Genomic DNA, 24399 nt, shown 5'->3' on the forward strand with positions numbered 1-24399 from the left:
GTTTCATTAAGAGGTTAAAGCATATAACACGATATTTACCCCAAATCGGGTATTGTCAATTTTGTACCAGCGTTTGTTTCTAAAGTCGTAATCCCATTCGCAACCGTAGTCCTTATTGCTATAGAGCACACCTATTCTTCCATTGATCACAATGGCTTTAAGATATTCGTGTACAAGGTCGTCGCCCCAACCGTTCAATTCTTGGGAAGTGGTAGGGGGACCATCATCAAACTCAAAAAAAATGGTATAGATTTCATGGTCATTGGGTATTTTTTTTAACGCTCCGGGTCCAAATATTTCATCCATTTGGCGCTCAAAGGATTTGGCGAAGAGTCCATCAATATCGTGGTTACAATCATCGGCAAAAACAAAACCGCCATTGCGGACATATTTCTCAAAGTTTTCACGCTCTTTTTTATTGAACTGAACCAATTTATGACCAGAGATATAACAAAAGGGACTTTTAAAAATATCGTCACTGGCCAAAGTAATGATCTTTTCCTGGGTATCGACCTTTAAGGTCGTATACTCGACCAAGGAATTCAACAGATTGGAAGGCATACGCTGATCCACATCCCAATCTCCCGATTCGTACTGTAAGCGTGTAAAAAAGAATTCGTTATCCAATGCCATTTGGGTCGTAGGCTAAAATATTGCCAAAATAAAAACTGGCGGTCAGGGATAAGCCGACCACCAGTTTGTTTCAATTCTTGTTTTATACCGCGTCTGAGAGACTCGTGAACGTAAAGTCACGAACCTTCATATAGGGTATCAGGTTTCCATTGACACGTACTTGTTGTCCAAGGGACTCCAAGTTGTTCAACATGATGATCGGACTCTCGTTGAACCTGAAGTTTTTCACTGGGAACTTGATTTGCCCATTTTCAATATAGAAAGTTCCGTCCCTGGTCAAACCTGTGTACAATAAGGTCTGTGGGTCCACGCTACGGATATACCAAAAACGTGTCACCAATATACCTTTTTTGGTGCCTTTGATCATATCCTCCAAGCTTTCATCGCCACCGGCCATGATCGCATTGCTCGGGAAAGGGACCGGGTCCACACCTTTCTGCTCTGCCCAATATCGACTATAGGCCAAGTTTTTGACCACTCCGTTCTCTATCCAACTGGTTTTTTTGAGCGGTTGTCCAGCTCCATTCCAAGTGGATGTAGGGACATCTGGATGTAATGGGTCGGACCAAATGTTCACACGTTCATCCACAATCTTTTGTCCAAGCTTTGTTCCACCATCCTTTGCGGACATAAAACTCCTGCCCTCGTCCGCCGATCGGGCATTGAGGGAACCGAACATATTTCGCAAAAGTCCCACTGATGCCGCTGGCTCCAAAATAACTGTATACTTACCGGGCTCTATGGCACGGGCTTCTCTGGACATCACAGCTTTGTCTATGGCTGTTTTTGACGCTTCATCGGCATCAAACTTGTCAATATCATTATAATCCCTTGTTACCCAACCTGAACCGGTACCATCGTTGGTGCGCATGGTCACGGTAAAATCAACATCAGTGGATTGATTGTAGGCAAACAGTCCATTGGAATTGATCATGGCGGAAAACTGTGCCGAATCATCCAAAAAACCTGCTGCTGTCACATCCTGTGCTGCGGCCGGCACGATACTCTTATTGGCCACCTCTGCCCTGTACTCCGGTGTTACATTGGCGGTTGATTCCTTATAAGTTATGGATTCATCATAGGTCTGCGGTCCCAAAGGAGGCATGAACTCAGGGTTTTCAGGGGATAGTTGGGCCAATTCCTCGGCTCTTCTCACCACCTTTTCCAATGAGGCATCATCAAATTCATCGATGGTGGCAGTACCCACTTTTTTACCAAAGCTGGATTGTACCGCTAAACTCTGGGTCGATCGATACCCTGCCGTGGACACGGTGTTTCTTGCATACCGGATATTACCGCTGTTACTTCCACTCAGGTTTATCTCGCAGGCATCGGCCTTGGAAAAACTCAATGCCTTTTCCAAAATCTTTTTTGCTTCTTCTCTTGTATATATAGCCATTGTATTAGTATTAAAATTGAATAAACCTTAAATGGTCCTACCTGTATTGATTACATTGACACCGTTGAATCTTGATGTGGAACTACCATGTGAAACGGCACTTACCTGGGAGGGCTGTCCCTTTCCATCAAAGAACGAACCGAACAATCTATAATCATCCTTATCACAGATCTTGACACAGGAATTCCAGAATTCCTGGGTATTGGATTGATACGCCACATCATCGAGCATTCCCACGATTTCCCCATCCTTGATTTCGTAGAACAAGGTTCCCCCGAACTGGAAATTGTAACGTTGTTGGTCTATGGAATACGAACCGCGGCCCAGTATGTAGATTCCTTTGTCCACATCCTTGATCATATCTTGTAGGGAATATTTTTCCTTACCTGGCTCCAAGGAGACATTGGGCATACGCTGGAACTGTACATCTTCCCAACTTTGGGCATAACAGCATCCGTGCGACTCATTTTGATCGATCATATGAACTTGATCTCTGATGGCCTGATAGTTGACCAAAGTTCCGTTTCTGACCAAATCCCATTTTTTGGTTTTCACACCTTCATCATCATAACCTACGGCACCCAAAGATCCAACTTGTGTCTTATCGGCTACCAGGTTTACGATATCACTTCCATAGTTGAAATCCTTGGACTCCCATTTATCCAAAGTGGCAAAGCTGGTCCCTGCATAGTTGGCCTCGTAACCCAGTACTCGGTCGAGTTCCAAGGGGTGTCCCACGGATTCGTGGATCGTCAATCCCAGGTGGTTGGGTTCCAGTACCAGGTCATATTTTCCCGGCTCTACGGATTTTGCGGACAGTTTTTCCTTGGCCTGCTTTGCGGCCATGGCAGCATCTTCCACAATATCGTAGCTTCTGTTGTATAGTTTGATGCCTTCCGGGCCCAATAGTTTTTCGGATTCCAGACCATCCATGTACTCATAGCCCATACCCATCGGTGCGCTCAATGCCTGACGGCTCTTGAACTTACCAGCTTCCCTGTCAATGGCAGTAACATTAAAGGTAGGCCAAATACGGTGCACATCCTGATCGATATATGATCCATCGGTAGAGGCAAAATACTTTTGTTCATTGACCATGAAGAGGGCCGAGTTGACAAAATTGGCGCCATTTTCCATGGCCGCAGCATTGGCACTCAGCAACAAATCAACTTTCTCTGAAATTGGCACTTCCTTGAAATCCTTTTTCAGTGGCGTTTTCCAAGATACCTCGCCATGTCCTTGGACCGGAGCCAAGACAACGGGTTCCTTTTGAATCTTGGAATTGGCCTTGGCAATGGAAACGGCATGCTGGGTTGCCGTTTTGATTCCATCCTCGGTCACATCATTGGTGGAGGAAAATCCCCAAGTACCATTGGCGATCACCCTGATTCCCACTCCAAAGGATTCGGTATTCACTACATTTTGAACCTTATCCTCACGTGTGAACACGTATTGGTTCAAATATCTTCCTATCCTGGCATCTGCATAAGTGGCCCCCAAGGACTTAGCCGTATTTAGGGCAACATCCGCCATTTTCTTTTTAAGTACGGTATCCATACCCGGTTCGAGCAGTGCTTCCGCGGGAATATCATTCCCCATAAGAAGCGAGGGCATCATCATGGCCCCTGCACCCATACCGGCGTACTGTACAAAATCTCTTCTTTTCATATGATTAGTTATTTGATTTACGCTGAGTTAATAAAAGGTAGGTATATCTTAAAATTGATCTGTTCAAATCCATGGGTCTTAAAATTAAGTAGTGTCCCATTAGTATTATGTTAATTTTAACCTAAAAGACATCATATACAGGCCACCAAGTGAATTTCGCTGAAAAAGTACAGGTTTTTGCCTGTCCTGTCATTTTTCGGATCTTCAAAGGCCATCCCAATTCATAAAATCCCACACAGCTACTTTTTTTGTAGCACTTTTCCGTAAATTGTTACAACATCTCTTTTAATTTTTCAAAACAAATGACTGAAAACATGAAAACCTTGGGAATGATCGGGGGTACTTCCTGGCATTCGACCATAGTGTATTACCAACTCATCAATCAATTGGCATCGAAAAAAATCGGTAACGGGGCCAATCCCCCACTCATCATACACAGTATCAATATTGAATTGATGCGGGAACAGAACAAGGAGAAAATCAACGCAAAATATTTGGACACTGCAACAAAACTTCAAACTGCCGGGGCGGAAGCCATTGTCATTTGTGCAAATACGCCCCATATGGTCTACGAACATGTACAACCCAAAATCAACATTCCCATATTGCACATTGCGGATGCCACCGGGACAGAAGCCAAAAGACTAGGGCTCAAAAAACTAGGGTTGTTGGGAAACAAGCCGACCATGACAGGAGACTTCATCCCCAAGATATTAAAGAAGAATTACGACATAGCCACCATAATTCCCAAAGCGAATGCCATCCCCAAGGCACACGGATATGTTTCCAATGAACTGACCCAAGGTGTTTTTTCAGAAGAAGCGAAAAATTTTTTCATAGAACAGATTCAATTCCTTTATGGACAAGGTGCTGATGGGGTCATCCTTGGATGTACGGAACTCCCGTTACTCATCAAACAACAGGATGTGGATATTCCCACCTTGGCCACCACGGATCTACATGCCCAAATGGCGGTTGACTTTATCTTCAGTTAATGGTAACTTGATGCAATTCCAGTTGATTGGTTAAACAATCGTTAAACACCTACTGTGTAACCTACGTTACTGCGAACACAATTATTATAAGTTAATTTTATATCGTAATTAAAATCAATAAATATAACTTATAGTGTTATGGAAAATTCTTATTCAGAAAAAGTAAATCAAATGCCACGCATTGGGGACATGGCCCCTGATTTTGAGGCCGTGACCACCAAAGGAAAGATAAAATTCTCCGAATTTGCGAAGGACAAATGGACCGTAATGTTCTCCCATCCTGCTGACTTTACCCCGGTATGTACTACGGAAATGAGTGGGTTTGCCCAAAGAAAAGCCGAGTTCGATGCGCTCAACACGGAACTTATCGGTTTGAGCATCGACAGCATCCATGCCCATCTGGGTTGGGTACAGAACGTAAGGGAAAACACAGGCGTCTACTTCGATTTTCCGATAATCGCAGATCTGGACATGAAAGTATCCAAATTGTACGGAATGCTTCAGCCCAACGAAAGTGAAACCGCTGCCGTTAGGGCCGTATTCTTTATCGATCCGTCCAAAAAGATCAGATTGATCATGTACTACCCCTTGAATGTCGGTAGGAACATGGATGAGATCCTAAGGGCTTTGGAAGCACTGCAAACTTCGGACAGGCACAAAGTGGCCATGCCGTTGGATTGGAAAAAAGGGGACAAAGTAATTGTTTCCCCTCCAAAAACCTTGGACGAATTAAACGAAAGGATTGAAGATGAATCCTTGGAAAAGGTCGATTGGTACCTTGCCAAGAAAGAAATCTAAAAACAATGTTGAACATGGGGGCATCCTCATCACGGGATGCCCTCTCCAAACCCTATTTTATGGAAATAAAACAGTTTGAATACAAACCCTTGGCCCACTACTCCTATGCCATTGTGGACAACGGTGAAATGGCCGTTATAGATCCAGAAAGGGATCCCATGCAGTACTATGCGTATGCACAGGAGCACGAAGCTAGGATAACGGCGGTCATTGAAACGCATCCACATGCCGATTTTGTGAGTTCCCACCTGCAGATTCACAAAGAAACCGGAGCTGAAATCTATCACAGTAAGGATTTAGGTGCCGATTACAGGTACCAACCTTTTGATGAAGGACAGCATATCATCATCGGGGACATAAAGGTCTCCGCCCTGAATACCCCAGGACACTCCCCTGACAGCATAACCATCGTGGCCGAGAAAGATGGTAAAACAGCACTCTTCACTGGAGACACCCTTTTTATCGGTGATGTAGGGCGACCCGATCTACGCGAAAAAGCGGGCAATATGACCGCCAAACGCCAAGAATTGGCCGAGATGTTGTATGACACCATCCAAAACAAATTCGATAAGCTACCCGATGGGGCCTTGGTTTATCCGGCACATGGAGCTGGTTCGCTATGTGGAAAAAACCTGAGTTCCGACAACAGCAGTACTTTGGGCAACGAAAGGATGGGCAACTGGGCCTTTAAACCACAATCCAAAGAAGAGTTTGTCCAGACCCTTTTGGACAGTCAACCCTTTATCCCATCCTATTTTGGGTTTGACGTGGACACCAACAGAATAGGTCCGGAAAACCTGAGACCAGCCATAGCCAAAGTGCCCTTGAGGTTGAATGCGACCACAGATGGCTTGATCGTGGATGTCAGGGACCAAATCGAGTTCAAGAAAGGGCACTTGCCCGGAAGCATCAATATCATGGCAGTGTCCGAAGATTCAAAATTTGAGACTTGGTTGGGGGCCATTGTCCAACCCGAAGAACCTTTTGTCCTTGTGGTGGACAAACCATGGGATGCGGAAAAAATATTGGGCCGCGTGGCCAAAATAGGGTATGAACAGCAACTCAAGTCCGTTTTGACCTTGGACAAGACCGCCTTGGTCCAAAGCAATAAATTGGACCTCAGCGATTTCAAGAACAACCCAAATAATTATACCGTTGTGGATATACGGAACCAAAGTGAGGTGGCCGAGGCCAAGTTCTTTGAAAATGCGCTGACCATCCCCTTAAACGACCTTAGGTCCTCCCTATCACAAATACCGCACAACAAGCCCATTATCGTACACTGCGCGGGCGGTTACCGCAGTGCCGCTGGCAGTAGCATCATTGAAAGTGCCAGTGAAAATGCACAGGTCTACGACCTTGGGGAAAATATCAACGACTTTATCTAAGGAACAGCCCTTCTTTCAAAGAGGGGCTTTTTTGGTTCAGAACCTTCGAAATCCCATTGGGCACCGATTACTTTCCTTAACTTGTAGATCGATTTCAATCGGTATCAAAAAAGAAGCATGCTAATACCTATTCTGATAACGCTTTATATTTTGATTGCCCTGGGCATGGTCATAAGCCTTTTATTGAACGGGGTTAGGCCCAGTAAGACCTTGGCATGGCTATTGGCCATCTTTACCATTCCCGTGGCAGGGGTTCTTCTGTACATCCTGTTCGGGCGAAACCGAAGGAAAAGCAAGATGTTCTCCTTAAAGAATCAGTTTGGGCCCCTCAACAAACTTGAGAGCGTGGCCTGCTCCCCGGATATTTCGGTAAACAAACAAAAAATAACCGCCCTTATCCAAAAAACCTCTACTTGCCCAGTTACCTGCCATAACGATCTGGAGTTATTGAAAGATGGAAAGAACACTTTTGAAAGTATTTTTGAGGCCCTGGAAGAGGCCAAAGAGCACATCCATCTCCAATACTACATTTTTGAAGATGGTCTCTTGGCCGATAAGTTGTTGGAGGTTTTTGAACGTAAAATAGCCGAAAAAGTGACCGTCCGACTTTTATACGATGGTATCGGAAGTTATTCATTGAGCAAAAAGTACCTAAGGAAACTTAAAAACATGGGAGTGGAAACCGCCCAGTTCCTTCCCTTTAGGTTCGGTAGGTTCCTTACCGCCCTCAACTACCGTAACCATAGGAAGATCATTGTCATCGACAATAAAATAGGGTTTACGGGAGGCATTAACATTTCCGATAAGTACTTAAAGGGCGACCCTGCACTGGGCAAGTGGCACGACACCCATTTGAAGATCGAGGGCGAAGCAGTTGATTTTTTGAACCGAATATTTGTGACCGACTGGTTTCTGGCCAGTGGGAACAAGGTGGATATTTCGGCTTTCAAGATATATGGCACGCCTCAAAAAGACACCTCGCTCCAAATAGTGCCCAGCGGTCCGGACGATGATTTCGACGTGATGGAACAGGTCTATTTCTCCATCATCAACAGTGCTGAAAAATACCTCTATATCGTAAACCCCTACATCATTCCGAACCACGCTATCTTACAGGCTTTGATGACGGCCGCCTTGAGCGGAGTGGATGTCAGAATCCTGATGTCCTCCAGTACCGATATCAAACTGGTGGATTGGTGTGTACGGGCTTATTTTGAATCATATTTGAAAGCCGGAATCAAGATATACCTCTACCATGATGGTTTTTTGCACAGTAAGGTAATGCTGTGCGATGATGAGATCGCCAGTATCGGAACCGCAAATCTCGACAACAGAAGTCTGCAACAGAACTATGAGGCCCAAGCTTTTGTCTATGACAGTGAGCTCTGCCAGCAAATGAAATCTGATTTTTTAAAGGATTGTCAAAAATCCATTGTACTGGGCGATTATAAAAAATACAAGGAACGGCCTTGGGTCAAAAAATTGATCGAGGGCTTTGCTAAATTGTTGAGTCCGCTATTATAGTGTCACGGTCTCAAAGCCCAATTCGTTCTTACATGTTTTATCCTCCTCCCAACAATCCAAATTGTAAATGGTGGTCTCCGCGATCCGTTCAAGGGCTTCCTTGGTGGCAAAGGCCTGATGGGGGGTCAAGAGCACATTGGGCAATTCGATGAGTTCCTTTAAGAGTTCATCCTTCAGCCCTGTCCTGCTGTTGTCCATGAAGAACACACCTCTTTCATACTCGTACACATCCGTGGCATAGCCACCAAGCTGTCCGCTTTTCAATGCACTGATGATATCTTCCGTTTTCACGATTCCCCCTCTTGCCGTATTGATCAACAGGGCACCCTGCTTCATGGCCATCAACAAGGGTTCATGGAACAAGTGATGGGTTTCATAATTAAGGGGAGTGTTTATGCTGACGACATCGGACTTTCTGCAAAGTTCTTCCAAGGGAAGATATTCCAAATCGTAATGATTCTCCAAATAGGGGTTTCGTTTCACATCATTGGCCACGACCTTGCAACCGAAAGCATGGAATATCCTTACCAAAATGGAACCGATTCTACCCGTTCCCACGATACCAACGGTCTTTCCGTTCAAATCAAAGCCCACCAATTCATCCAACAAAAAATTATGCTCTTGGACTTGGGCATGGGCCTTGATCAATTTCCGGTTCAGGGCCAACAATAACCCCACAGCATGCTCAGCTATGGCATGGGGGGAATATTCAGGGGCATACCCGACCTTTAGTCCAATTCGTTTGGCGGACTTGACACTTACATTGTTGTATCCCGTTGCCCTTAGGGTAATGTATTTTACCCCGAGTTCCTGAAGTATTTCGAGGACCACCAAAGAGGCATCGTCATTTGAAAAAATGGATATGGCATCGTACCCGGCCGCCATGACCGCAGTTGTTGCGTTGAGGGCTTCGGGCACGAATTTCATTTTATGTTTGCCACCGTTGGATTTTTCCAGATTCTTAATCTCAAAATCCTTGGCGCTGTACACCAGTACTTTCATATATCTTGTTTCTAAATAATTTTAGTTCAACAATCGCTTTTGTTTTTTACGCTTGATCACATTCGATATCATACCGAACATCTTGGTCTTGGCATCCCTGTACTTCACAAAGTAATCTTCCACCTCCTTACCCAAATCACTATGGGTGTCCAAGTAAGCCTCCTCCATTTTCTCTTGATCGATCTCATCCACCATGATCTGTAGTTGGTTCTCGTGCAATTGCACTTTTTTAAAGAGGTCCACCAAATCCTTTTCCAATGTGTTCAGTGCATCCACAACGGGCTGTACATCCTTGAACATATCGGAGTCGATAATATCCAATGTGTAGTCCTTTACCATATGGTTCAGGAATTTTTGCTCGTCCCTGGCAAATTTCAATTCCGAGGACCATTTTTTGGATTCTTCGTGCAACTCATCGGCACTGAACCACTCCCTGAACTTTCTTTTGCTTGATTTTGTTTCCATGACTCTGTTGTTTTATGCGGCAGATGGAGTGCATCTGCCGCGGATTTTGTTACACGACCTCGATCACCTTTTTATGGTTTTCCTTGGCTTCTTCCATTTTCAGGACTTTGAGCTTAAGAATACCATTTTCGTAAACCGCCTTAACCTCTTTTGATCGATCAACGGAAGCCGGCAATTGCAAGGTCCTCGTGAATGCATTGTAGTTGAACTCCCTTCGTGTGAAGTTCTCGTCCTCCTCGGTCTCTTCCTTGCGTTTATGGGCAGAAACCTCCAATACATCATCTTTCATAGTGATTTCGAAATCCTTTTTTTCAAAACCTGGTGCGGCAAATTCAATTTCAAAATCATCTTTGTGTTCTTTAACGTTCATTGATGGGTGGGTTTTTTCCAAATTGAAAAAATCATCATCAACAAACGCATCTCGATTGAAAAAATCAATCAGTCTTTCATTCCATGGAAATCGCTTTCCATCCAACTTTACGAGTGACATAACTACTTAATTTACTGATTAATGAATATGTATGTGACAATCCGACAAGAACCGTGTTTGTAGTATCAAAAACAGCCCGTCAGCTCAATGGTTTCTTTTTCTTGAGCACCGCCCCTGCATAATTGTAGACCTCTTTTTTGAGTTTGATGTAGGATTTGATGTAGTCCGTTACCTTGTCCTTTAGGTTCTGGTGCTTATCGTAATAATGGGCATCGCATTCGTCTTGGACACATTCAAAAATGCCCCCAAGCCCATTTTCATGCATCTTGATGGATTCCGAGAGTGATTTCCTGTCTTGTTTGGAGCTATTGAAATGCTGTTTGAAGTTTTCCGACCGTTCGAACAGTTTTGGGGTCCTTGGCTCAAAGACATAGGAGTCGAGCAACCTTTGGATAAAGGCCATTTCATCTTCGATGAACAGCAAATAGGATTTCCAATCCTGAAGTTCATCGTGCATTACCCCTATTTTTCTCTCCCTTACCATCACTGGGTACTTTAAATCGTTAATGAATGTAAGGTTTGGTCGGTTACTGTGAAATGATCTACATCATGTTGCTCAGATCCATTAGGAGGTTTCCGGATATCGATCATCCATTCCAAAGGATTGTTTCACCAATGCTTTGAACTGGTTCTGGGTCATACTGTCCACGGTTTTGGTGGAGGTTACCTTGGCCGCCAATCGGGGATGGTTCTTTTTCAATTCCTCTACAAATTTTTCAGGGGCTTCCGCAGGCCCGAAAATGGCTATCTGCTCCGCATCTGAAATTTCTTCCGCTATTTTTCCAAAATAATTTTTCAGTTGGTGTTTTTCACGTTCCAGATATTTGCTGTCCTGAACCACATCCTGGGGGCCCCATTTGGTTTTGGACCGTGCCCCTCCCTTGGGATTGAAAAAGTCCAATTCCGAAGGAATGTTGAAAAGACGTTCCTTTCCATTGTTCAATATGACGCCCTTGGCCACTTGCTTGTCCAACCATACTCCTACTCGCTTCATAATTCCATCTTTTTTAGTTATCATTCAGTTCCAAAATGGGCACTTGTGGGTCGTACCCTATCTTTTTTACCAAAGGGTTTGAAAGGATGCTTCCGAAGAACAGGTGTTTTCGGTTCAAGAAAGCGACCATTTGGCAATTGTGCTCTTCTATGAATGTATTGATACCATCACTGATTCCATCGGCAGGCAAAAAATGCATTTCATAGTCCGTGCCCTGAAGAATTTCCTTCAACAATTCCTTGTTCGCCGTTTCTTTTCGGCTGAGTTTTCCATCTTTGTCCTTATCGATGTGCACCACATTGATCTTCGCATCATGTAGTTTGGCCATCGCTATCAAATCCCCAATTTCCTTTTTCTTGAAAGGGGTTCTATAATCGGTGGGAAAAACAATTTCCCTTGGTATTTCGAACATATAATGGCTGGGTACGGCTATCACGGGACACTCTTTAATGCGCTCCATTACCTTGACGGTATTGGTCCCGAAAATTCGAGCCCTGGACTCCGTGATTCCTTTGGTGCCCATGACAATGATATCGATGTCCTTTTTATCGACCAAAATCTTAATGGCCTCCGTCAAACTATTGAAGGTAGTAATGGTATGGAATCGGTGCTTGTCATTTTGTGGGTGCAGTTGGATCATTTGCATCAATCGCTCCATCCCTTCTTCAGATTCCTTTTTTGCAGCTTCGTAATACGGCTCCCCTGTTTCGGGTACCCGCATACTGTCCAACGTATATCCGGAAATATGGAAAACGTTGAGGATATAGAACTCGCATCGCTCATTACTGAATAGCTCCATGGCATATCTAATGGCGTTCAATGCGTTCTTGGAATAATCCGTGGGTAACAACACTCTCTTGTCCATGATGCTTTTTGTTTTAATGAAAGTTACGGTACCTCAACATCCTATGCCATGATTTTGGTCAATTTGGTGTATTGGGCAAAATCAAAAATGGCACTTTCAGTTTGGTGTTGAGTTCCTTGATGATTCCCTTACCGATAAACTCCAAGAAAAAATGATGTGGATAATAGACCATGCAAAGCATATCTATACTCCAGAGATCAACAAATTCCAGAATGGTGTTCGCTTTACCATCGAAAATGGGCAGTTTGACTTCTTTGGAAGCTTTTTTCTCCATGCTGGCCAGAAAATCGGCCTTGTTCCTTCTATTGACTTCCGCTACGTTTTCTTCCTCGATGCCCATGGGCACGATAACACTGCCCATCAGATCGCCAAAAAACCGAAGGGCCCTGATATTCTCCGCTGCAATCGGATTTGCGTAATTGGAAGTGAACGCGATTTTATCCACTCTTTTAAAATCGATCTCCAATGGAACGATCAGTACGGGACAACTTGTCAACTCCCTTACCAATTGCATGGCATTGTTCCCAAAGAGTATGTGTTTTATCTCTTCTTTTGCTTTGTTTCCGATTACCGTGAGGTCCACCTTGTGTTCCTTTGCATAACCGGCAACACCCTTGGTCATATCGGAACACAGGGATACCTTGGTGAAAGTGTGGTCATTGTTCGCCCCAACATCCCTGACCAAACGGTGCACCAAAGCCTCCAAACTTTCCAAGGAAGCCACCTTGGCCTTCTCCCTATCAGCATCGTTTTCGTTACTGCACACATTCACGATATGAAATGTGCATTCTTTCTCCTTGAACAAGCGCGCGGCATAGTGGAGTGCATTGTATGAGTTGTTCGAAAAATCGGTGGGCACTAGAATCTGTAACATGGCTTTTTTTTATGGATTATACGGAAGTACTAAAAAGGGGACTTTACTGTGGAGCCCTATGTTTTTGATGACGGGTTCCACAAAAATGCGTTCCAAGAACGTATGCTTGTTCTTTACCATGGCCAGGAGTTCGACAGGGACCGCCTTTTGGAATTGGTTGATGGCCCCTATCAGATCCTGATCGGGCAGGTCGTGAAATTCGTGGTTGTGTTCCAGCAACCTCCCCTCCAAAAATGATTTATGGTCCAATTGGTCGGAATCAAGTCCTTCGGGGGATGTTACGTGCATAATGTGCAATTTGGAATGCTCGAGTTTTGAAAACTTGAGCAAAAAGTCGAGATCGACCTTATTGTAATCCACTTCATAATCGGTAGGGAAAAGAATGTTTTCCGGTGGTCGGAATTCAAATTCCGATGGCACGGCCAAGACAGGTATTCCCGTTTTCTGAATGACATGTACCGTATTGGAACCAAATAGGATTTCCTTGGCCCCGGTCGCTCCTTGTGTACCCATGACTATAAAATCCACATTCTCCTTTTGGGCGATGGAAGCGATTTCATCCGCCAAGGAATTGAATGCCGCATGGGTAACAAAAGTGTGCTTGGATACATGAAACTGTTCCTTGATTCTTTTTCGGGTATTTTCCAATGCTTCTTCGGCCTTGTATCTTTCATCGTCCGGTAGCCCCAATTGGCCTGGGCTTCCCAGGGTATAATCCACTCTGTACACTGGAGGTGTATAGGCATGTACCAAATAGAATACACAGGTGGAGTTTTCCAATAACTTCACGGCATATGAAATGGCATGAAATGCATTTTCTGAAAAATCGGTGGGCAAAACTACTCTGATCATAGCGCTGTTATTTAAGAACCTACTACTAACAAAACTATCCACAGAATAAAAATTATACTATGATTTACATCACATATACAAAAGGACCGAAGTATTTCGGTATTTGGAGGGAGCAAGATGACCCCACATCACTCGTGAATGACGTAGAACGGGATTTTGGTATGAAAGCTGATCTGCTCCACTATGGTATCAAAAAGGATTTGTTGGATAAAGTTCAGGTTCTTGGCCACCATGATCATCATATCGATATCCCTGCTCTCCACAAAACATTGGATGGCAGCCTTGACTTTCTGATTGGTAATGGTGTGAAAACTATGGGTCTCGGGGAAGGTATCTTCCAAAAAGTCCAACAGGTGTTCCTTGTTCTTTTCCTGTTCTTCATTAAGGCTATCCCCTTCTTTTAAGGCATTCATGACCCTGAACTTGGATTTTCCCAAGCCGATCATTTCTTCCATGGGACGTAAAATCCTCAACGAATAAAAAATATTGAAATCCGTCGGAAAGGCTATTTCCCTTGGTCTGGACAGCTCAACATCAATGGGGACCACAAGCGTGTTGCATTGCACCTTGGTAATGACATCCCCGGCATTGCTCCCCAACACCTTCTCCTTGAGTCCCGAAACACCTTTGGTTCCCATGACAATGAGGTCGATGTTTTGTTCTTCGATGTGTTTTCTGATGGTGGGGATGAAAAAGCCGTATTCGTGCAGGGCGAAAAAAAAGTGATTGGCCTCAGTACTGTGCTTTCTGCTCTGCTTGACCAAATCGGTCAATTTCTTCTTTGTGTTTTCCGAAGGTTCCCCTGTGGTTTCCTGAAAGGATTCCGCATCATTCTTGGTATCCAATAAGGTACCGACGTACAGCAAGTGGAAATTGCATTCCATTGCACTGAAAAGCATCTCGGCATACTTAAGTGCCCGAATGGAATTTTCTGAAAAGTCCGTTGGGACAAGAACATTCTTCATTAGGTCATAAATTGATGGTGCAATTTTATCATTCGGTAGGTCAAACCAAATGATAAATATCACTTACGCCATTTACGACCCATATTTTCTAGTGAACATGTTGGAGTGCCTCCTTGTCAAGGACCATGATATTCCTGTTTTCGATGGCAATAAGGCCTTCGTTTTTAAAATCGGAAAGGGTTCTGATAAGACTTTCGGTCGCAATGCCCGCAACCCCGGCCAAATCGCTTCGGGCAATTTTCAAGGGCCCCTGTTTGTCCCTATTCACTGCCTTACAGAACATCAAAAGGGTCTGTGCCGTTTTTTTCCGCACCGAACTATAGGCCATTTGCAGCAATTGGTTCTTTATTTTGGCCAGATCCCCGGTTATGACATCCATCAGTTCCAAGGAAACACTTTTGTTGTCTTCCAGGATTCCCTTTACCTTTTCCTTGGAGATTCCGGCCAGTTCCACATCTTCCATCGCCAATGCATATTCTTGGTACGGCATATGGTCCGTCAAAGAGGTAAATCCCAAAAAATCATCTTCGGAATATACGGATGTTATGAGTTCTTTTCCCTCCTCATCCAATCCACAACTTTTCACAACCCCCTTTAATATCAGGTACACCATATTGGAATGGTCCCCTTTGGAATAAATGGTCTCATCCTTTTTGAAGGACAATGCCTCGCCATGGTCATCAAAAAAATTCTTGAGTTCGTTGAGCGAACGTATTTCGGGTTCTCCAGGTCCTTTTGACGGGTGTTCCGCCAATGCGGTCTCCATCTGTTCGGCCTTTTCCAAACGGCAGTGGATGGCCGACAAAAGTTCTTCCTCTTCAAATGGCTTGGTCAAGTAATCATCGGCCCCAAGGTTCATCCCCCTTCGTACATCCTGTCTTTCGGTTTTGGCCGATATAAAGATAAAAGGGATATAACGGGTAGCCTCAACGGATGAGAGCTGTTCCAATACTTCGTAACCATCCATTTCCGGCATCATGATATCACACAGGACCAAGTCCGGATGTTCTTTGATCGCTTTCTGTACCGCTATCTTTCCATTGGACGCCGCAGATACATCAAAACCGGACAATTCCAACAGTTCCGCAACATTTTCCCGTAGGGAATTATCATCCTCCACCAGTAAGATTTTCTTCATTTTCCTTGTTATTTATTGGTATATACAGTGTGAATGTGGATCCTTTCCCATGTTCACTTTTAAAGGTCACATTGGAATCGAGGTTGTGTAAATGCTGTCTTACGATATTCAGTCCAATACCCGTTCCCTGCACCGTGAGCACATTACTGGCCCTGAAATATCTGTCAAAAATAAAAGGTTGGTCCTCTGGGGGTATGCCCAACCCTTTGTCGATTATATCAATGTGGAGTCGTCCGTTCCTCTCTGATACCGAAAGTTCAATTTCCGTATCCTCTGGGGAGTATTTAATGGCATTGTGCACCAAATTGGACAGGGCCAGGCCCATGATCTTCTCATCAAACTCCACGGTTATCCCATCAATGTTCTCTGGGTATTTGATTCGCTGTCCCTCTTTGAGCAAGGTATTGGCATCGTAAACAACTTCATTGATCAATTTGCTCAAGGGAAACGAGGTAATGTTGTACTTTACCTTCCCCAGGTCCAATCGTTCTATGGACAAAAAATCAGTCAGGATATTGTCCAAGTATTTGACCTTGGACTTAATGGTCCCGATATGCTTGTCCCTTTTATCCTGTTGTTCAGATTCCGTATATTTTTTCAGCAGGGAAGTTGAAGTCAATATACTGGACAAGGGTGTCTTGAACTCATGTGATACCAAAGACAAAAACTTGGTCTTCAGCTCATTCAGTTTTTTCTCCGCTTGAAGGGCCTGCTGCAACTGCTGTGTACGTTCCTCTACCTTGTTCTCCAGTTGTTGTGTATAGTTTTTACGCTCCGTGATGTCCAGTACAATGGCAACGAACACCCTTTGTTTTCCCAAAAAGGAAAGTTGAAGGTGTACCTCCACTGGGTATGTGGTGCCATCTTTCCGTTGATGCACGGATTCAAAGACCACTTTCTCCTTTTTGCCGGACATCAAGGGGGAGACCAATCTGGTAAACACTTCCTCGCTGAGCTCTGGTTTGATGTCCAACACCAACATTTGACGCAGCTCCTCTATGGTATATCCCAAATTGTGTTGGGCACCCTTGTTCACATTGATGAAAACAAGTGATTCCGCATCGAAAACATAGATTTCATTCAAGGTTTCGTCAAAAATCCGAAACCAGTGCTCCATCGCTTCTTCTGCCTTTTTTTGCTCCGTCACATCCATGATCAGGGCCAAAACATATTTTTTCTTGCGCAATTTGAAAGGATTGAGGCTTATTTCCAAAGGGAATTCCCCTCCATCTTTACGGCGCCCTACCAGGTCCCTGCCCTTGCCCATTTGTCTGGCCTTTCCCTCATGCATGAAGTTTTGCGCCAATCCCGAATGATGGTCCCTTACCTTTTGAGGCAGTAAAATCCGCATAGGTTGGCCGATGAGTTCATCGTCTTCATAACCGAACAGGGTATTGGTAGTGGAATTACTGGCGGTAATGAGCTGCTGTTCATCGACCACAAGGATTCCTTCGGAGATGACCTCCGATAACATACTGAGCACATTACTTTTTTCAAATAGTTCCAAAACAATATATAAATTTACTGATCTTGGTCATGGGAGGAAAGTTTTTACATGACTATATTTAGGTTTTAGCACTAAAATTTAAGAAAATGTTGGATTCTAAAAAAGACCTTGGAAACGAATTTTACCAAAATCTGGGTAAATTATTCTATGCCATGGCCATGGCAGACCACAGTATACATATGAAGGAAATGGAAAAGCTCAACGAAGTGGTTCGTGACCATTGGTTGGAGATTGATGATATCGAGGACGAATACGGCACTGATGCCGCTTTTCAGATCATCACTGTTTTCGATTGGCTATTGGACTACGAGAAGGACAGTGAGGAATTCTATGAGGAATTCGAAGCTTTTTACATGGACCATAAACTTCTTTTCACCTCAAAAGTGAAACAGCTGGCCATGTCCACATCAAGGGCCATTGCCGCATCGTTTGCTGGCAGCAATAAGTCCGAATTGATTTTGTTGGGACGTCTACAGTTACTCTTCGAAAAATAATCAAAGTTTGATGGTCATCACGGGCATCTTTGCGTGATTGGATACATTTTCCGCCAAACTGCCCACAACGAAATGTGCCAAGCCTTTGCGTCCATGGGTTGGGATGACCAATAAATCGGCATCCTTCTCAAAACAATAGTTCAAGATACCACGTTCCACACTGTGGTGGTTGTAAAAATCCACTTTGACATCTTTACCGATTTCCCCTTTAAAGGATTCCATTCTTTTCTCCACATCATCATGCCCCATAAAATTGGCGCCAGCTGAATTGATGTAAACAACCTCCAAGGAAGCCGAGAACAACTCAGCATACGTTTTGGCCTTCCGATAAACCGGAATGCACTCCTTGCCAAGGTCACAGGCCATGACCATTTTGTTGATGGTAAAATCCTTGTGCGGTTTTTTGATGACGATCACGGGCAGTTCAGAGGAGCGAACCACTTTTTCCGTGTTGGAACCCACGAACAGGTCACTGAAGCCACTGGTTCCATGGGAGCCCATGACGACCAGGTCACAATTTTGTTCTTTAGCCACTTGGTTTACCTCACCGAAATCCTTGTAATTTTGAATGATAGTGGACACAGCGACATTTTGAAGATATTGCCTTTTCGTAAATTCCTTGATTTTTTCCTTGGCCAGTTTCAAAAAATATTTGGCCTCAGCTTCTTCGGCAATTTCCGAGTTCGCCAATATGGAATCGGACATACCGATCATATGCAACAAAACAATACCTGCCCCGTGTTGCTTGGCCAATATGGCAGCAACTTCCAAGGCATATTCGGAATAGGCTGAGAAATCGACGGGTACCAATATTTTTTTCATGACATCCAGTATTAAAACAAAATGGTCTTTATCCTTTTCACAGGAAATGGCTGTTTCCAAAGCTCCATTTCCAAAACCATTATGATCATTAATGTTTTCCCTAAAAATAAAACGGGGATGTCTCGATTCCTATGATCTTGGTCATGTCAAAAACGGCAATGATCATTCCAGTGCATCCAGTTTCTTTTTTAGGGATGCCACCTCTTGCTGTAAGTTTTCCACTTGCGTCAAAAGATGATGGATGGCCTGAATCCCTTCGGGATTGATATCCAATTCGTTGTGCAAACGCACCATTTTTTCCAGAAGGGGAAGGTCTTCCACATGAAGTCGCCCCTTCTCTTCCTGGTACTCCACTTGCAGAATCTCATACTCGTACATAGCGTACACAAAAGATTCCCCAACCCCATGGCGTTCACAAAAAGTCTTTACCGATATGTAGTTTTCCTGTTTCATGTCTCTTTATAGTAGGTTGGTTTTTTCCAAGGATTCAAATAACGATTGCTGCTCTGGGGTCAATTTCTTGGGTATTTTCACGGTATAGGTAAGGTACAAATCGCCGAACTGCCCTTCTTTCTTGTATTTAGGGAACCCCTTACCCTTGAGTTTCACCTTGGTGCCGTTGTCCGTACCCGGTGCCACTTTCAACTTCACTTTTCCTGTTAAGGTATCCACTTGTATTTCGCCTCCCAGCACTGCTTTTACCAATGGAATCTCGACCGTTTTATATAGGTTGGCACCGTCCCGTTTGAATGCTGTATTGTTAACTATGGAAAAGGTAATGTAGAGGTCGCCCGCGGGTCCACCCTCAATGCCAGCCCCCCCATGCCCTTTGATTTTGATGGTCTGCCCATCCTCGATACCCGCGGGAATGGTCAAGCGGATGTTCTTCCCATTTACCGTGAGTGTTTGTTTTTGGGTGGTGTACACATCCATCAGGGACAATTGAAGCTGTGCATTGTAATCCTGTCCCCTAAATCGTACCCGCTGTCCGCTGGCTCCGAACCCAGAGCCGCCTCCACCGAACATGGACTCAAAAAAGTCTGAAAAATCCTGGGCAGAGCCTCCGGAACGGCTGTAGGTATAGCCCGAATAATCGCGGGCATGCCCCTGTTGGGCCCGGGATCGTTTGGCCTTTTCAAATTCCTCAGCGTGTTGCCAGTCCTTTCCATACTCATCGTATTTTTTCCTTTTTTCCGGATCTGAAAGCACTTCGTTGGCCTCATTGACCCGCTTGAAATTTTTTTCCGCCTCCTGATCGTTGGGATTCAGGTCGGGATGGTACTTTCGTGCTAGCTTGCGATAGGCTTTTTTTATTTGGTCGGTGGATGCTTTTTTGTCCACCCCCAATACGCTGTAATAATCGATAAAATCCATAGGTCCGTACCGTAATCTTAAATTTCGTTTCCCTTAATTGACTCATTCAAATTTCGCTAAAAATCTTCTTTTATTCCAATGACCATTATCAGTGTCCAAACAAGTCTTTTGAGTCGGGATTTTCATTTTCATATGTTCCCAACAACATTTACCTTTAAGAAAAATCAATTCCCGACGCCATGATCATCCATCAGTTTGACCAGACCAATTCCATCCTCAATACTTTTATTTCAGAGATCAGGGACGTGGAAATTCAACAGGACTCCATGCGTTTCCGGCGGAACATTGAACGCATTGGCGAGGTTTTGGCCTACGAAATGAGCAAGACATTGGTGTATGGGGCAAAGACCGTTCAAACACCTTTGGGCACCAAAAAATCCTTTCTGTGTTCGGACAAATTGGTGCTGTGTTCGGTACTCAGGGCGGGACTTCCGCTCCACCATGGGATCTTGGGTTATTTTGATGGGGCCGAAAACGCCTTCATCTCGGCATACCGACACCATCCCAACAACGACGATGCCTTTGAGGTCATCGTGAAATACTTTGCCGCTCCTTCCCTTGATGGTAAGGTTTTAGTGTTGACAGACCCGATGTTGGCCACGGGAAAAACCTTGGAAAATGTACTTGATGCCCTAAAGAGCCATGGAACGCCCAAACAAATCCATATTATATCCGTCATCGGTTCCAAGTCCGGGGTAGCCAAGGTGGAACGGGATTTTCCAAAGGACACCCAACTGTGGATTGCCGCTGTTGATGATGAACTGACAAGCAAAGGATATATCGTGCCCGGACTGGGCGACGCAGGGGATTTGAGCTATGGTATCAAACTGTAACGCCCCGCTCCCCTTACAATGGAATTTCAACCACTTCGTACATTTCGGGGATATGACAGTTCCACCCGAATTTCTCATGGATTCTTTCCCTATAAACATCCATTGCAGACCTTTCCCCGTGGACCAAAAAGACTTTTTCGGGAACGTTTTTTATGGAACCCATCCATGTCAACAGTTCCGCTTGGTCCGCATGGGCGGATAAACTCTCCAAATGATGTACTTTGGCCTTGATAGATATGTACTTTCCGTAAATTTTAAGTTCCGTGGCCCCTTCGAGCAGTTTTCGGCCCCGGGTCTCTTCCGCTTGGAATCCAACGAGCAGGATGGAAGTCGATTCCAAATCCCCCAATTGCTTGATATAGGTAAGCACCCGTCCCCCTGTGACCATGCCACTGCCTGCAATCACAATTTTGGGTCGTGGGTCATCAATGGTCTCCCAAGTTTCGGCATATGAACTCACGATTGAAATATGATTGCACATATTGTGGTATTCCTCCAAAGTAAGTTTGTGCCAACTTGGAAATTCCTCGAACACTTCCAAGACATTGTTTCCCATGGGGCTGTCCACAAAAATGGGAATGTTCGGAATCCTGTTCATTCTGTACAGTTTCCACAATTGATACATTAAGGACTGCAAGCGTTCCACGGCAAATGAGGGGATGATCAAGGTTCCCTTTTTCTGCAAGGTTTCCTTCACGAGCTCCGTCAAGATGTGCTCCACATCCTCCTCTGGGTGCAACCTGTCCCCATAGGTGCTCTCCACAAACAGATAATCCGCCCATTCGGGTTGTTTCGGAGGATTGAGCAATTCGTCCTGTTGGCGTCCCACATCCCCCGAGAACACCAATCGTTTTCCATAAAGGTCCATTTCGATATAAGTGGAACCGATAATATGTCCGTTGTACAAAAATGTTGCTGAGCAATTATCGGAAAGCACAACCGCTTTACCTTCTTCTATCTGCTCAAAAAACTTCAATGCAAAAGCTGCGTCCTCTTCGGTGTACAAGGGAAGAGCGGGGTCATGTTTGCTATAATGCCCCTCATTGGCCCTCTTCGCTTCCTCTTCCTGTATCTTGGCGCTGTCCTCCAGAATGATCCTTGCGATTTCGAGCGTGGGCGCTGTTCCCAAAATTTTACCCCGAAATCCATGTCGCACCAACAGCGGTATATAGCCGCAATGGTCCAAATGACCATGGGTAAGCAGCACATAATCCATTTCAGACACATCCACGGGCAAACGTTCCCAGTTGTGCTCCCGCAAGTCCTTTAGGCCTTGGAACAAACCACAGTCCACCATGATTTTGACCTCCTCGGTCTCCAAATAATATTTTGATCCGGTCACGGTTCCCGAAGCACCAAAAAAATGGATGTTCAATTTTTTCATGAGTATCTAAGAATTGCAAAGTGATTTCATTTCCTTTAAGATTCGTTGCTTTCTGCCATTGGAGACCCCTAAATGGTCGAGCAAGAAGTTGTTTTTCATCAACTGTCTGCACAAAACAATGTCCCGTTCCAACAGGAAATCCTTTTCCCTGCCGGACAAGAGCGTGGAGACCGTTATTGGGTAGAGCCGCAATCGGTCAATCCGTTCCTTGAGTCCATCCCCATGCGGATAATCCCAACTTAAAAGGTACAGTCCCGCACACTTGCCGTATTCGAGGGCATCTTGGGTAAATCGTGTATTGGTGACCACCCACCCAACTGTTCGATTAAAATTTTTATCATTTTTTGAATCCAAAGGGGGCTTGACATCCTTGTACCTTGAATTGATGTACAATGGGACTTTCACATTGCATTTGAGTCCGTCCTCCCCATGGAATTTGCATTCAATGATATTCAGGGTGCCGTTTTTTGTGGCCAATACATCAATTTCATGGGATACGCATGTACCCTCCAGTATCTCCCCCACTTTGGTCTCATATCCTGAGTAATGCAGAATCCCACTGATGAACTTTTCAAAGGGGAAGCCTGTTGGGCCCAATTCGTAGATGGCCTTTTTCAATTTGTACTTGGATGCGTAGACCGATTCCTTCTTCTTCAAAAGGGCGAAGGCCCGATTGTAGATTTCCCTAGTGGAAATGCCAGGATAAAGTTCGTCTTGGACACGTTGCACAATCTCCTCCACCATTTCTTCTGAAGCTCCACTGAACTGAAGGGAGCTTTTTAGTTTTTCCATGGAAAAATCCACTTTTTCCCCTGTTGACTTGGTAATATGGAAATGCTTGGTTGCCATACCACTAATTTACATACGAAATGTAACTTTTAGAAATATTATATCATTTTAGCGCTTGTTCGATTTACAGTCCGCAAGGTTTTGGACTGGATATCCGAAGCGGAAAAAAGATAAATTGAAAACACCTATATTTATGAATATTCATGTGCAATAACGGTAGCTGGATAGATATTCCAATACAGTTAGATAACCGCAACTCACAAGTATGATAAAAAATAAAAGTTGGTTTTACACGACCATAATGATGGTGCTCATTTTGACCTATTCCTGTAAGCAGCAAAAAGACAATGAATGGATATCCATTTTTAATGGCGAAAATCTAAAGGGATGGTCCCCAAAGTTCACAGGTCAAAAATACGGGGAAAATTACCTGAACACCTTTCAGGCCAAAGATGGCAAGTTAGTGGTCAATTATGATGCCTACGAAGAGTTTGACAACAACTTCGGTCATATTTTCTATCAGGAAAAACTTTCGAGTTACAGGTTGCGATTGGAATACCGCTTTGTCGGAGAGACGGTAGCGGGCGCATCATCTTGGGGCTATAAAAACAGTGGGGTCAAAATCCATTCGCCCCATCCTTCCGAACTGCCCCTTGACCAAACATTGCTGGTGGCTGTCGAGGCCCAACTACTCGGTGGCAATGGTAACACCGAACGGTTCACGGGCAATGTATGCACCGCTGGAACCCACGTTGTCATGAACGATAGTCTGATCATACAACATTGCACCAATTCCGACTACCCGGCCATTAACGATGCCAGTTGGGTAAAAATGGAAATTGAAGTACACGGAAGCGAAAGAATCATTCATAAAATCAATGACCGGATAGTCATGGAATACGCCAAACCACAATATGACGACACTGATGAATTTGCCCGTGAACTCATGGAAAATGGTCATTCAAGGGTAATCAGTGAAGGTTATATTGCACTTCAGGCAGAGGGTCATCCCGTTGAATTCAGGAAAATTGAGTTGATGAAACTGGATGAGTGATTGTTCAACCCATCTAAAATGAAGGGCTTGATGGATAAATCATCCGTATATGCCAACTTCGTATTTCACCATAAAGCTCCAATAAACAATGT

26 protein-coding genes are annotated in these 24399 nt (G+C 44.3%); 7 read left to right on the top strand and 19 right to left on the bottom strand.

From position 1 onward, the window contains the following. Positions 1 to 6: 6 nt before the first annotated feature. The 3 genes from EO132_RS04945 to EO132_RS04955 all read right to left on the bottom strand — a co-directional run bounded on the left by EO132_RS04945 (position 7) and on the right by EO132_RS04955 (position 3700). The gene (locus tag EO132_RS04945) at positions 7 to 627 is read right to left on the bottom strand and encodes a DUF4159 domain-containing protein (RefSeq protein WP_127136928.1); all 621 of its coding nucleotides are present in this window, start codon (positions 625 to 627) and stop codon (positions 7 to 9) included. Positions 628 to 715: 88 nt separating this feature from the next. Continuing rightward, on the bottom strand, positions 716 to 2032 hold the full coding sequence (locus EO132_RS04950) for a TldD/PmbA family protein (protein WP_127136865.1): 1317 nt from the start codon (positions 2030 to 2032) through the stop codon (positions 716 to 718). A gap of 27 nt (positions 2033 to 2059) precedes the next feature. Continuing rightward, positions 2060 to 3700, bottom strand: a complete 1641-nt coding sequence (locus EO132_RS04955) for a TldD/PmbA family protein (protein WP_127136866.1) — start codon at positions 3698 to 3700, stop codon at positions 2060 to 2062. A gap of 314 nt (positions 3701 to 4014) precedes the next feature. Between EO132_RS04955 and EO132_RS04960 the strand changes: the two genes are divergently transcribed. From EO132_RS04960 to cls, 4 genes are all read left to right on the top strand, one after another. Further along, positions 4015 to 4695 (top strand): aspartate/glutamate racemase family protein, encoded by a 681-nt coding sequence (locus tag EO132_RS04960; RefSeq protein WP_127136867.1) that lies wholly within the window; start codon positions 4015 to 4017, stop codon positions 4693 to 4695. Positions 4696 to 4833: 138 nt separating this feature from the next. After that, on the top strand, positions 4834 to 5493 hold the full coding sequence (locus tag EO132_RS04965) for a peroxiredoxin (protein ID WP_127136868.1): 660 nt from the start codon (positions 4834 to 4836) through the stop codon (positions 5491 to 5493). 59 nt (positions 5494 to 5552) lie between these two features. Further along, positions 5553 to 6881 (top strand): MBL fold metallo-hydrolase, encoded by a 1329-nt coding sequence (locus EO132_RS04970; protein ID WP_127136869.1) that lies wholly within the window; start codon positions 5553 to 5555, stop codon positions 6879 to 6881. 117 nt (positions 6882 to 6998) lie between these two features. Further along, on the top strand, positions 6999 to 8405 hold the full coding sequence (cls, locus tag EO132_RS04975; protein WP_235856380.1) for a cardiolipin synthase: 1407 nt from the start codon (positions 6999 to 7001) through the stop codon (positions 8403 to 8405). Here cls and EO132_RS04980 read toward each other — a convergent pair. The 11 genes from EO132_RS04980 to EO132_RS05030 form a co-directional block, all read right to left on the bottom strand. Then, positions 8400 to 9407 carry a 2-hydroxyacid dehydrogenase gene (locus tag EO132_RS04980; RefSeq protein WP_127136871.1) on the bottom strand — a complete coding sequence of 336 codons (1008 nt, stop codon included), beginning with the start codon at positions 9405 to 9407 and terminating at the stop codon, positions 8400 to 8402. The genes cls and EO132_RS04980 overlap by 6 nt on opposite strands. Before the next feature lie 21 nt (positions 9408 to 9428). After that, positions 9429 to 9872, bottom strand: coding sequence for a hypothetical protein (locus tag EO132_RS04985; RefSeq protein ID WP_127136872.1), 444 nt, complete (start codon positions 9870 to 9872; stop codon positions 9429 to 9431). A 49-nt stretch (positions 9873 to 9921) separates the two neighbouring features. Further along, the gene (locus tag EO132_RS04990; RefSeq protein WP_127136873.1) at positions 9922 to 10362 is read right to left on the bottom strand and encodes an Hsp20/alpha crystallin family protein; all 441 of its coding nucleotides are present in this window, start codon (positions 10360 to 10362) and stop codon (positions 9922 to 9924) included. Between the two features lie 79 nt (positions 10363 to 10441). Then, complete coding sequence (locus tag EO132_RS04995) at positions 10442 to 10819, bottom strand: hypothetical protein (protein ID WP_205780315.1); 378 nt, start codon at positions 10817 to 10819, stop codon at positions 10442 to 10444. A gap of 108 nt (positions 10820 to 10927) precedes the next feature. Next, positions 10928 to 11356: a hypothetical protein gene (locus EO132_RS05000; RefSeq protein WP_127136875.1), complete on the bottom strand. Its 429-nt coding sequence runs from the start codon at positions 11354 to 11356 to the stop codon at positions 10928 to 10930. A 13-nt stretch (positions 11357 to 11369) separates the two neighbouring features. Further along, the gene (locus tag EO132_RS05005; RefSeq protein WP_127136876.1) at positions 11370 to 12221 is read right to left on the bottom strand and encodes a universal stress protein; all 852 of its coding nucleotides are present in this window, start codon (positions 12219 to 12221) and stop codon (positions 11370 to 11372) included. A 58-nt stretch (positions 12222 to 12279) separates the two neighbouring features. After that, the gene (locus EO132_RS05010; RefSeq protein ID WP_127136877.1) at positions 12280 to 13095 is read right to left on the bottom strand and encodes a universal stress protein; all 816 of its coding nucleotides are present in this window, start codon (positions 13093 to 13095) and stop codon (positions 12280 to 12282) included. A 9-nt stretch (positions 13096 to 13104) separates the two neighbouring features. Next, positions 13105 to 13947 carry a universal stress protein gene (locus tag EO132_RS05015; RefSeq protein WP_127136878.1) on the bottom strand — a complete coding sequence of 281 codons (843 nt, stop codon included), beginning with the start codon at positions 13945 to 13947 and terminating at the stop codon, positions 13105 to 13107. Between the two features lie 128 nt (positions 13948 to 14075). Further along, positions 14076 to 14912 (bottom strand): universal stress protein, encoded by an 837-nt coding sequence (locus EO132_RS05020; RefSeq protein WP_127136879.1) that lies wholly within the window; start codon positions 14910 to 14912, stop codon positions 14076 to 14078. 88 nt (positions 14913 to 15000) lie between these two features. Continuing rightward, entirely contained in the window at positions 15001 to 16050 is a 1050-nt protein-coding gene (locus EO132_RS05025; RefSeq protein WP_127136880.1) for a response regulator, read from the bottom strand. After that, positions 16022 to 17557, bottom strand: a complete 1536-nt coding sequence (locus EO132_RS05030; RefSeq protein WP_313781224.1) for a sensor histidine kinase — start codon at positions 17555 to 17557, stop codon at positions 16022 to 16024. Before EO132_RS05030 ends, EO132_RS05025 begins: the two co-directional genes overlap by 29 nt. A gap of 86 nt (positions 17558 to 17643) precedes the next feature. On the opposite strand from EO132_RS05030, the gene EO132_RS05035 reads away from it, so the two are divergent. Further along, positions 17644 to 18051 (top strand): hypothetical protein, encoded by a 408-nt coding sequence (locus tag EO132_RS05035; protein WP_127136881.1) that lies wholly within the window; start codon positions 17644 to 17646, stop codon positions 18049 to 18051. Here EO132_RS05035 and EO132_RS05040 read toward each other — a convergent pair whose 3' ends face one another. The 3 genes from EO132_RS05040 to EO132_RS05050 all read right to left on the bottom strand — a co-directional run bounded on the left by EO132_RS05040 (position 18052) and on the right by EO132_RS05050 (position 20247). Next, a complete protein-coding gene (locus EO132_RS05040; RefSeq protein ID WP_127136882.1) occupies positions 18052 to 18873 on the bottom strand; it encodes a universal stress protein in 822 nt (273 codons plus the stop codon). A 162-nt stretch (positions 18874 to 19035) separates the two neighbouring features. Then, the gene (locus tag EO132_RS05045; RefSeq protein ID WP_127136883.1) at positions 19036 to 19326 is read right to left on the bottom strand and encodes a chaperone modulator CbpM; all 291 of its coding nucleotides are present in this window, start codon (positions 19324 to 19326) and stop codon (positions 19036 to 19038) included. 6 nt (positions 19327 to 19332) lie between these two features. Then, positions 19333 to 20247, bottom strand: coding sequence for a DnaJ C-terminal domain-containing protein (locus EO132_RS05050; RefSeq protein WP_127136884.1), 915 nt, complete (start codon positions 20245 to 20247; stop codon positions 19333 to 19335). Positions 20248 to 20426: 179 nt separating this feature from the next. Here EO132_RS05050 and upp point away from each other — a divergent pair, with 179 nt between their 5' ends. Then, the gene (upp, locus tag EO132_RS05055; RefSeq protein ID WP_127136885.1) at positions 20427 to 21080 is read left to right on the top strand and encodes a uracil phosphoribosyltransferase; all 654 of its coding nucleotides are present in this window, start codon (positions 20427 to 20429) and stop codon (positions 21078 to 21080) included. Between the two features lie 13 nt (positions 21081 to 21093). On the opposite strand, the gene EO132_RS05060 is transcribed toward upp, so the two are convergent. Beyond that, a complete protein-coding gene (locus tag EO132_RS05060; RefSeq protein WP_127136886.1) occupies positions 21094 to 22464 on the bottom strand; it encodes an MBL fold metallo-hydrolase RNA specificity domain-containing protein in 1371 nt (456 codons plus the stop codon). A gap of 6 nt (positions 22465 to 22470) precedes the next feature. Then, entirely contained in the window at positions 22471 to 23313 is an 843-nt protein-coding gene (locus EO132_RS05065) for an ATP cone domain-containing protein (protein ID WP_127136887.1), read from the bottom strand. 205 nt (positions 23314 to 23518) lie between these two features. On the opposite strand from EO132_RS05065, the gene EO132_RS05070 reads away from it, so the two are divergent. Continuing rightward, positions 23519 to 24307 (top strand): 3-keto-disaccharide hydrolase, encoded by a 789-nt coding sequence (locus EO132_RS05070; RefSeq protein ID WP_127136888.1) that lies wholly within the window; start codon positions 23519 to 23521, stop codon positions 24305 to 24307. Positions 24308 to 24399 lie beyond the last annotated feature (92 nt).

This window comes from Flagellimonas oceanensis (assembly GCF_003992595.1).
GTDB lineage: Bacteria > Bacteroidota > Bacteroidia > Flavobacteriales > Flavobacteriaceae > Flagellimonas > Flagellimonas oceanensis.